At 63.9% G+C, this 8,574-nt stretch carries 8 protein-coding genes; 5 read left to right on the top strand and 3 right to left on the bottom strand.

Annotated elements, in window-relative coordinates; all coding sequences use genetic code 11:
- The 4 genes from QZ213_RS19950 to QZ213_RS19965 all read left to right on the top strand — a co-directional run.
- Positions 1-309: 2-oxo acid dehydrogenase subunit E2 (locus tag QZ213_RS19950; protein WP_291687818.1), on the top strand; the 309-nt coding region annotated here is incomplete at its 5' end.
- An 85-nt stretch (positions 310-394) separates the two neighbouring features.
- Positions 395-1,141 (top strand): SDR family oxidoreductase, encoded by a 747-nt coding sequence (locus tag QZ213_RS19955; protein WP_291687819.1) that lies wholly within the window; start codon positions 395-397, stop codon positions 1,139-1,141.
- A 36-nt stretch (positions 1,142-1,177) separates the two neighbouring features.
- Positions 1,178-2,581: a dihydrolipoyl dehydrogenase gene (gene lpdA / locus QZ213_RS19960; protein ID WP_291687820.1), complete on the top strand. Its 1,404-nt coding sequence runs from the start codon at positions 1,178-1,180 to the stop codon at positions 2,579-2,581.
- 34 nt (positions 2,582-2,615) lie between these two features.
- Entirely contained in the window at positions 2,616-3,146 is a 531-nt protein-coding gene (locus tag QZ213_RS19965) for a hypothetical protein (protein ID WP_291687821.1), read from the top strand.
- Positions 3,147-3,251: 105 nt separating this feature from the next.
- Here QZ213_RS19965 and QZ213_RS19970 read toward each other — a convergent pair whose 3' ends face one another.
- Together QZ213_RS19970 and QZ213_RS19975 are read right to left on the bottom strand one after the other, a co-directional pair.
- Complete coding sequence (locus tag QZ213_RS19970; protein ID WP_291687822.1) at positions 3,252-3,842, bottom strand: DUF4337 domain-containing protein; 591 nt, start codon at positions 3,840-3,842, stop codon at positions 3,252-3,254.
- 105 nt (positions 3,843-3,947) lie between these two features.
- On the bottom strand, positions 3,948-4,919 hold the full coding sequence (locus QZ213_RS19975) for a tyrosine recombinase XerC (RefSeq protein WP_291687823.1): 972 nt from the start codon (positions 4,917-4,919) through the stop codon (positions 3,948-3,950).
- A 172-nt stretch (positions 4,920-5,091) separates the two neighbouring features.
- Between QZ213_RS19975 and QZ213_RS19980 the strand changes: the two genes are divergently transcribed.
- On the top strand, positions 5,092-7,302 hold the full coding sequence (locus QZ213_RS19980) for a primosomal protein N' (protein ID WP_291687824.1): 2,211 nt from the start codon (positions 5,092-5,094) through the stop codon (positions 7,300-7,302).
- A 175-nt stretch (positions 7,303-7,477) separates the two neighbouring features.
- On the opposite strand, the gene QZ213_RS19985 is transcribed toward QZ213_RS19980, so the two are convergent.
- Positions 7,478-7,996, bottom strand: a complete 519-nt coding sequence (locus QZ213_RS19985) for a septal ring lytic transglycosylase RlpA family protein (RefSeq protein WP_291687825.1) — start codon at positions 7,994-7,996, stop codon at positions 7,478-7,480.
- Positions 7,997-8,574 lie beyond the last annotated feature (578 nt).

Consider the following 8,574-nt stretch of genomic DNA (forward strand, 5'->3'; position numbering starts at 1 on the left):
CGCCGCGCCCGCGACGGCCAGCTCAAGATCGACGAGATGCAGGGCGGCACCTTCACCATCACCAATGGCGGCATCTACGGTTCGCTGATGTCGACGCCGATCCTGAACGCGCCGCAGTCCGCCATTCTCGGCATGCACAAGATCCAGGATCGCCCGATGGCGATCGGCGGCAAGGTCGAGATCCGCCCGATGATGTATCTGGCGCTGTCCTACGATCACCGCGTCATCGACGGCAAGGAAGCGGTCACTTTCCTGGTCCGCGTCAAGGAAAACCTCGAAGATCCGGCGCGGCTGGTGCTGGACCTGTAATCGGGTTTTTGATTTCTGCGTTCGCCGCGCGTTTTCCGATGCGGCTTTTCCAGCAGCGTACGCTTGGTTTTTCGGGGGCGAAATCTTGACGGACAGAGTTGCAATCATCACCGGCGGGAGCCGCGGCATCGGCCGCGCCACCGCGATCGCCGCCGCCAGCCGTGGCTTTCGGGTCGTCGTCGGCTACGCCAGCAATGAGGCGGCGGCGAAAAGCGTGGTCTCCGCCATCGAAGTCAAGAACGGCAAGGCGATCGCGCTGAAATGCGATGTCGGCGACGAGCACGATATCCTCGCGCTGTTCAAGGCCGCCGACAAGTTCGGAACGCTGGGCGCGCTGATCAACAATGCCGGCATCGTCGGGCCGACGTCGCGGGTCGACGAGATGTCCGCCGAGCGCATCCAGCGCATGATGGCCGTCAACGTCACGGGCAGCATGCTGTGCGCGCGAGAGGCGGTGAAGCGGATGTCGACGCGGCACGGTGGCAAGGGCGGGGTCATCGTCAACCTGTCGTCGGTTGCCGCCAAGCTCGGCTCGCCCAATACCTATGTCGACTACGCGGCCTCGAAAGGCGCGATCGATTCCTTTACCATCGGTCTCGGGTATGAAGTCGCCGGCGAGGGCATTCGCGTCGCCGCGATCCGGCCCGGGCTGATCGATACCGAAATCCATGCCTCGGGTGGCGAGCCCGACCGCGCGCATCGTCTCGCTCATAACGTGCCGATGAAACGCGTCGGCACCGCCGAGGAGATCGCCAACGCCATCGTCTGGCTGATGTCGGACGACGCTTCCTACGTGACCAGCGCCATCCTCGATGTATCCGGCGGTCGCTAATACCTGTCACAGCATCCAGCCACGGGACTTCCAATCATGGCCACTTACGATCTCGTTATCATCGGTACCGGTCCCGGCGGGTACGTCTGCGCGGTCCGCGCCGCACAACTCGGCATGAAGGTCGCGGTGGTCGAGAAGAATGCCACGCTCGGCGGCACCTGCCTCAATGTCGGATGCATGCCGTCGAAGGCGCTGCTGTATGCTTCCGAAATGTTCGAAGAAGCCGGGCACAGCTTCGCGAAAATGGGCGTCAGCGTTTCCGCCCCGAAACTCGATCTGCCCGCGATGATGAATTTCAAGCAGCAGGGCATCGACGGCAACGTCAAGGGCGTCGAATTCCTGATGAAGAAAAACAAGATCGACGTCATCCATGGCAAGGGCAAAATCCTCGGCACCGGCAAGGTCGAGGTGACCGGCAGTGACGGCAAGGCGCAAGTGGTGGAGACCAAGAACATCGTCATCGCCGCCGGCTCCGATATCGCGCGGCTGAAGGGTATCGAGATCGACGAGAAGCGCATCGTGTCGTCGACCGGCGCGCTGTCGCTCGACAAGGTACCGGAGAGACTATTGATCGTCGGCGCCGGCGTGATCGGGCTCGAACTCGGTTCCGTGTGGCACCGTCTCGGCGCGCAAGTCACGGTGGTGGAATTTCTCGACCGTATCTTGCCGGGCACGGATGGCGAAGTAGCCAAGCAATTCCAGCGCATTCTTGAAAAGCAGGGCTTTGCATTCAAGCTTGGCGCCAAGGTCACCGGCGTCGACACCTCGGGCAAGACACTGTCCGCGCAGGTCGAACCGGCCGCGGGCGGCAAGGCGGAAACCCTGGAGGCCGACGTGGTGCTGGTCTGCATCGGCCGTGTTCCCTACACCGAGGGCCTCGGCCTGAAGGAAGCCGGCGTGGCGCTCGACAATCGCGGCCGCGTGCAAATCGATTCGCATTTTGCGACCACCGTGAAGGGCGTCTATGCCATCGGCGACGTCGTCGCGGGGCCGATGCTCGCGCACAAGGCCGAGGACGAGGGCGTTGCGGTCGCGGAAATCCTCGCCGGGCAGGCCGGGCATGTGAATTACGATGTTATACCAGGGGTTGTGTATACCACGCCGGAAGTGTCGTCGGTCGGCAAGACCGAGGAAGAGCTGAAGCAGGCCGGCGTGGCCTATACCGTCGGCAAATTCCCCTTCACCGCCAATGGCCGCTCCAAGGTCAACCAGACAACCGAGGGCTTCGTGAAGATTCTCGCAGATGCGAAGACCGATCGGGTGCTCGGCGTGCATATCATCGGCCGCGAAGCCGGCGAAATGATCCACGAAGCCTGCGTCCTGATGGAATTCGGCGGTTCCGCCGAGGATCTGGCCCGCACTTGCCACGCCCACCCGACCCGTTCGGAAGCCATCAAGGAAGCGGCGCTTGCAGTCGGCAAGCGCGCGATCCATATGTGATCTGCGCCCCGGAATCGGGCGAGGACAGCTAGGGATGATGCGCCGCCTCCTACAGCCGATCTGGGTTCTGCTCGCGATCATCTTTCTGGTCGAGGCTTGGCTGTGGGATCACCTCGAGCCGATCGTGGCGTGGTTCGTGGCGCTGATTCCGCTGCGCGCCTTCAAGCAATGGCTCGCCGAACGCGTCGACACGCTGTCGCCGGCGATGACGCTGATCGTTTTCATCGTGCCGGTGATCCCGCTGTTTCCGCTGAAGCTGGTCGGCCTCTGGCTGCTTACCCACGAATATTGGATGAGCGCCGTCCTCACCATCATCTTCGCAAAATTCCTCGGGGTCGGCGTCGCCGCCTTCATCTTCGACGTGACCAGGGACAAGCTGCTGGAGATGGACTGGTTCGAAACGCTCTATGAGTTTGTGCTTGGGTTACGGGCGAAGGCGAGGGCGCTGGTCGATCCAATCAAATCCAAAATTCTGGACGCGTTGCGCGGCGACGGCAGCAGCTGGTCATCGCGCACGCTGCGGCTGATCCAGCGCTTCCGCAAGAGCGTGCACGAAGCGCGCTAGAACTTCCGTTCCGATTGAATCAGAACCGAAGCTCTAGCTAGATTCTTGTTTTGACGCGTTTTCTTTACGCGAACCGGTTTCCACTTCGCTCGCAAACGCGCTAGTTCACGGCAGATGCAGCAGATGCGGCACGAATATGCCGAGCGCGGTGAATGCGATCCCGGCCACCGTCAGAAGTCCGGAGATCCAGGCCAGCGCGATCATGCCGGTGATGATGGTGGCGGACGCCAGCACGATGCCGATCTGGAAAGCGGCGGAGGCAAGTTCGAAATGATGATACTTCGCCGTCGCGAGGTCGCGCTCTTCCTCGGCATGCTTGGCGCGTTCGGCGAGCTGCTCGGTGCCTTCGCCGGTCGAGGGCTCGGAGCGGTAGCGCGCCGCTGTCTGCTGCCAGTCGTCGATCTGCTTTTGCAGCGCCGCCTTGGCGGCAGCATCGCCGGCGGTGCCGACGCCTAACTTGGCCTGATCCGAAGCGGTCTGCACCACGGTGCGGCGGATGCTCTTGGCCTGGAAGAACGCCCACAGGTTCGAGGCCTCGACATTCTTGCTGATGGATTCGGTCTGGGCGCCCTTGCCCAGCGTCTCCGACAGCGCCAGGCACAGCGCGATCACGGCAATCAACAGCGCGATCTTCCTGTTCTCTCCGGCCGCTTCCTTGGTGTGCTCCGCCTGCTCCATGCTTTCGTGTGCGCTCATGACTCCCTCCCGGCTCGATAGTCCACGATTGACCGAACAACACCGTCCGCGCAAGAGGCAAGCGGCAGTGACCGTGACATGTCAGGGATTAAAGCGAGGCGATTTTCAGGCGCGGGGATGCGCCGATTTATAGACTTCCAGCAGCCGCTCGCTGTCGATGCCGGTATAGATCTGCGTGGTCGACAGCGACGCATGCCCGAGCAGTTCCTGGATCGCGCGCAGATCGCCGCCGCGGCTTAAGAGATGCGTCGCGAAGGAATGCCGCAGCGCGTGCGGAGTCGCGCTGTCGGGCAGGCCGAGCACGCCGCGCAGCCGCTCCATGGTGAGCTGGATGATTCGGGGACTGAGCGGTCCGCCGCGGGCGCCGACGAAGATCGGCCCTTCGGGCGGCAATGGATGCGGGCAGACAGCGACATAATCCTGAACCAGCGCCAGCACGTTCTGCAGCACCGGCACCATGCGGGTCTTGTTGCCCTTGCCGGTGACGACCAGGACGTCGCCTTCGCCGGGCAGCGGCACCTCGCGGCGTTTCAAGCCAAGCGCTTCCGAGATCCGCAGACCGGAGCCATACAGCAGCGCCATCACGGCGGCGTCGCGCGCCCAGATCCAGGGATCGCGCTGCTCGCCGGCGCGTTCGTCGGCATCCGCAAAGCGTTTCGCCGCCGCCATCGGGACCGGCTTCGGCAGGCTCTTGCCGATTTTTGGCGCGCGAATGGCCGAGAGCGCTCCGACCTTGCCTCTGCCTTCCCGCTCGAGGAAGCGGCCGAACGAGCGCAGGCCCGCCAGCGCCCGCATCAGGGAACGCCCGCCGATGTCGTCGGCGCGCCGCATCGCCATGAAAGCCCGGATATCGCTCGCCTCCAGCGCCGCAAAGCGCGACAGCGTCGCGCGCGCCCCCCAATGCCCGGCGAGAAATTCGAGGAACTGGCGGAGGTCGCGGGCATAGGCTTCCAGCGTCTTCGGCGACAGCCGCCGCTCGCTGCGCAGATGCGCCAGCCAACGGGTCATCTCCAGCGTGATGCTGCTGTCGGCGCAGTCGAGTTCGATCGGTTGAACCGCGGGAGCTGGCTTTGCCATTTGGCTGTCTTTCGGGCCGTTCCGGACCACGCGATGATTCCCGACAGTATATCGCACCGCCTTCGTTTACCGTTCGCTAATTGGCCTCGCGCCGGCGGCCGGACACTGGCCCAGACCGGCGCGCAGTCCTAAGTTAGGCCGTCCCTTTCGGACCCCCGAGCCTGATTCTCCCATGGACCATTCCACGCCCGCCAATACGTCATCCGCATCATCGACCGGCGTGGTCGATGTGCTGGTTCCGGTCGCGCTCGATCGGAATTATTCCTACCGGGTGCCGCGCGGCATGGAACTGAAGCCCGGCGATGTGGTCTGCGTGCCGCTGGGGCCCCGCGAGGTGGTCGCGGTGGTATGGGCGGAGAACGCCAATCCCGATCCGCGTCTGCACAATCGGCTGAAGGATGTCGGCGAAAAACTCGACGTGCCGCCGCTGAAGGAGGAACTGCGCGCGCTCGTCGATTGGGTCGCCAACTACACGCTGTCGGCGCGCGGCATGGTGCTGCGCATGTGTCTGCGGATGGGCGAGCATCTCGGCCCCGAGCGGGTGCGGATGGGCGTGCGCCTGATCGGCGAGCCGCCCAAGCGTCTGACCCCGGCACGGCGGCGGCTGATCGATGTGCTGTCCGATGGCCTGTTGCACGGCAAATCCGAAGCCGCCAGGGAAGCGGGCGTCAGCGCCGGCGTCATCGACGGCCTGGTCGACGAAGGCACCCTGGCGACGGAGGCCATGCCGCGTGCGCTGGCGCCCCCGGCGCCCGATCCCTCGTTCGCCATGCCTGACTTTTCGCGCCAGCAGCGTACCGCCGTGGACGCGATGCGCGCGCTGGCGGCGAATGGCAGCTTTCACGTCGCGCTGCTCGACGGCGTTACCGGCTCGGGCAAGACCGAAGTCTATTTCGAGGCCATCGCCGAAGTGATCCGCCGCGGCAGGCAGTCGCTGATCCTGATGCCGGAAATCGCGCTGACCGGCCAGTTCCTCGACCGGTTCGCGCTGCGCTTCGGCGTCCGGCCGCTGGAGTGGCATTCCGAACTGACCCCGCGCACCCGGCAGCGCAACTGGGCCGCAATCGCGGCGGGCGAAGCGCCCGTGGTGGTGGGCGCGCGCTCGGCGCTGTTTCTACCCTATGGCAATCTCGGGCTGATCGTGGTCGATGAAGAGCACGACCAGGCCTACAAGCAGGACGAAGGCGCGCATTATCACGCCCGCGACATGGCGGTGGTGCGCGCGCATATCGCCAAGATCCCCATCGTGCTGGCTTCCGCGACGCCGTCCGTCGAGACCGAAGTCAACGCGCGGAAGGGCCGCTATCAGCGCATCGTGCTGCCGTCGCGGTTCGGCGGCCAGCACATGCCGCATATCGAGGCGATCGACCTGCGGCGCGAGGCGCCGGCACGGGGCCGCTTCATTTCGCCCAAGCTCGCCGGCGAGATCAAAATCGCGGTGGAGCGGCGCGAACAGGCGCTGTTGTTCCTCAACCGCAGGGGCTACGCGCCGCTCACTTTGTGTCGGGCCTGCGGGCATCGCTTCGCCTGCACCATCTGCGACGCATGGCTGGTCGATCACCGGTTTCGTCAGCGTCTGGTCTGCCATCACTGCGGCTTCTCGATGCCGCGTCCGCATGTCTGTCCGCATTGCCAGGCCGAGGAATCGCTGGTCGCGGTCGGCCCCGGCGTCGAACGCTTGCAGGAGGAAGCAGCCGCCCTGTTTCCGGACGCGCGCACCATGGTGCTGTCGAGCGATCTGATCACTTCGATCGAAACCATGCGCGCCGAATTGACCGAGATCGCGCAAGGCCGCGTCGATATCATCATCGGCACCCAACTGGTGGCGAAGGGTCATAATTTCCCGCGGCTCAATTTGGTCGGCGTGGTCGATGCCGATCTGGGCTTGAGCAACGGCGATCCGCGCGCCGCCGAGCGCACCTGGCAATTGCTCAACCAGGTGATCGGGCGCGCCGGGCGCGATCAGGGCCGAGGCGTCGGTTATCTACAGACCCACCAGCCCGAACATCCCGTGATGAAGGCGCTGGTAGCCTGCGACCGCGAGGCGTTTTACGCCAGCGAGATCGAGGCGCGCGAGCGCGCTTCCTATCCGCCGTTCGGCCGGCTGGCCAGCCTGATCATTTCCGCGGGCGACCGGCCGACGGCGGAGGGCTTTGCCCGCAAGCTTGCGGCGATTGCGCCGATCGACGAGCGGATTAAGGTATTGGGACCCGCCGAAGCTCCGCTTGCGGTGATCAAGGGCCGATATCGTTTCCGGCTGCTGGTGAAATCGGCGCGCAACGTCGATCTGTCGGAATATCTGCGCGAATGGCTCGCGGCAGGCCCAAAAACAAAAGGCAATCTCAAGCTCGAGGTCGATGTCGACCCCCAGAGCTTTTTGTAGGGGAGGGTGTCATTCCGGGGCGATGCGCAGCATCGAACCCGGAATGACGAACAGGGCCATATGAAAAGCTCGCCCTCATTTGCGACGGCGGGCTTTCTTCGGCGCGCATCAAGTCCTGCGGCCGTTACGCCACGCAACGCTTACTGGGTTTGGCGCTTGGCCTCCCCGAACGGCGTCAGGAAACCACCTCTGCGGTCACGCGGCCCACGCCAGCGCCGGTCAGGCCAACTGCACGGGCAGCGGCGGTCGAGAGGTCGAGAACCCGGCCGCGGATGAACGGGCCGCGATCGTTGACGGTGACGACGACGCTGCGGCCGCCATGGGTCACCCGGAGCTTGGTGCCGAACGGCAGCGAGCGATGGGCACAGGTCAGAGCGTTCTGATTGAAGCGCTGCCCGGAAGCGGTCCTGCTGCCGGACTCGTTGCCGTAGTAAGAGGCCATCCCCGAGAAGGTATGTCCGCCACCCGACATCGGGGCGATCGAGGCGTTGGCGTCGCGCCAAGACAGCTCGGAAGCGCCCCGCGGCGAGTTGCTGGCGTGATGATGATGGCGATAGCCGTGATGATGATGGCGATGCGATTTAGCCGAGGCCTCGGTCACGCTTCCGCCGACCAGGAGAGTTGCGGCGAAAAGGGCTAGCGCCGTGCGCGACTGGGTTACGTTTCCCAGCGTCGGATTTTTGAGTTTCAACATGTATTAGTCCCTCAGACAGTATTGCCACATAAGCGACAAGTGGAACCCCCGTCCCAAGTTGCCTAGTCGCCGTTTGGTGGGCTAATGAGGCATAAAAGGGGCAGTAAAACCCGTTTGTCTCCCGCTGAAACATCTTGTGACCAAATTCGGCTAGTCCTTAAGGGTTCCGGAGTAGTATGAATTATTATAACATTTACCAATTATTACTCAGGAATACTGACGAACAAAGTCTTCGTCCGAGAAGACGAGATTTCGCCAAGTAACGCAGACCTTGGAAGGGCCGGGCCAAAACCGGGGTTCCCTGCGCACGGCTCATGCAGCCATGCATCGGGCGACGGAACGAACTGCCACGTGCGATCTCCGCAAAGCGTCAGCCCCGAGGCGGGCCGGCGCTGAAAAATTTGCGGTGCCGGGAGCGTTGAAAAAATGACGTCGGGCCGTCGCGGATAACCACATGCGACAAGGCAGCGCCAGCCTCTGCCGTCATGTTGCACCTGCGCGCTCGCTATGTTAGCAAAGCCGCGATTTTAACGGTCCCGGTACAGCCCGTGCCGGCCGAAAATCGAAGTCCCGCTTGA

This window comes from Bradyrhizobium sp. (assembly GCF_017881085.1).
Taxonomy (GTDB): Bacteria; Pseudomonadota; Alphaproteobacteria; order Rhizobiales; family Xanthobacteraceae; genus Bradyrhizobium.

Bases quoted from the DNA above. Each gene is read 5' to 3' on its own strand.
- lpdA (WP_291687820.1), top strand. From the start codon at position 1,178: ATGGCCACTTACGATCTCGTTATCATCGGTACCGGTCCCGGCGGGTAC.
- QZ213_RS19965 (WP_291687821.1), top strand. From the start codon at position 2,616: ATGATGCGCCGCCTCCTACAGCCGATCTGGGTTCTGCTCGCGATCATC.
- QZ213_RS19970 (WP_291687822.1), bottom strand. From the start codon at position 3,842: ATGAGCGCACACGAAAGCATGGAGCAGGCGGAGCACACCAAGGAAGCG.
- QZ213_RS19975 (WP_291687823.1), bottom strand. From the start codon at position 4,919: ATGGCAAAGCCAGCTCCCGCGGTTCAACCGATCGAACTCGACTGCGCC.
- QZ213_RS19980 (WP_291687824.1), top strand. From the start codon at position 5,092: ATGGACCATTCCACGCCCGCCAATACGTCATCCGCATCATCGACCGGC.
- QZ213_RS19985 (WP_291687825.1), bottom strand. From the start codon at position 7,996: ATGTTGAAACTCAAAAATCCGACGCTGGGAAACGTAACCCAGTCGCGC.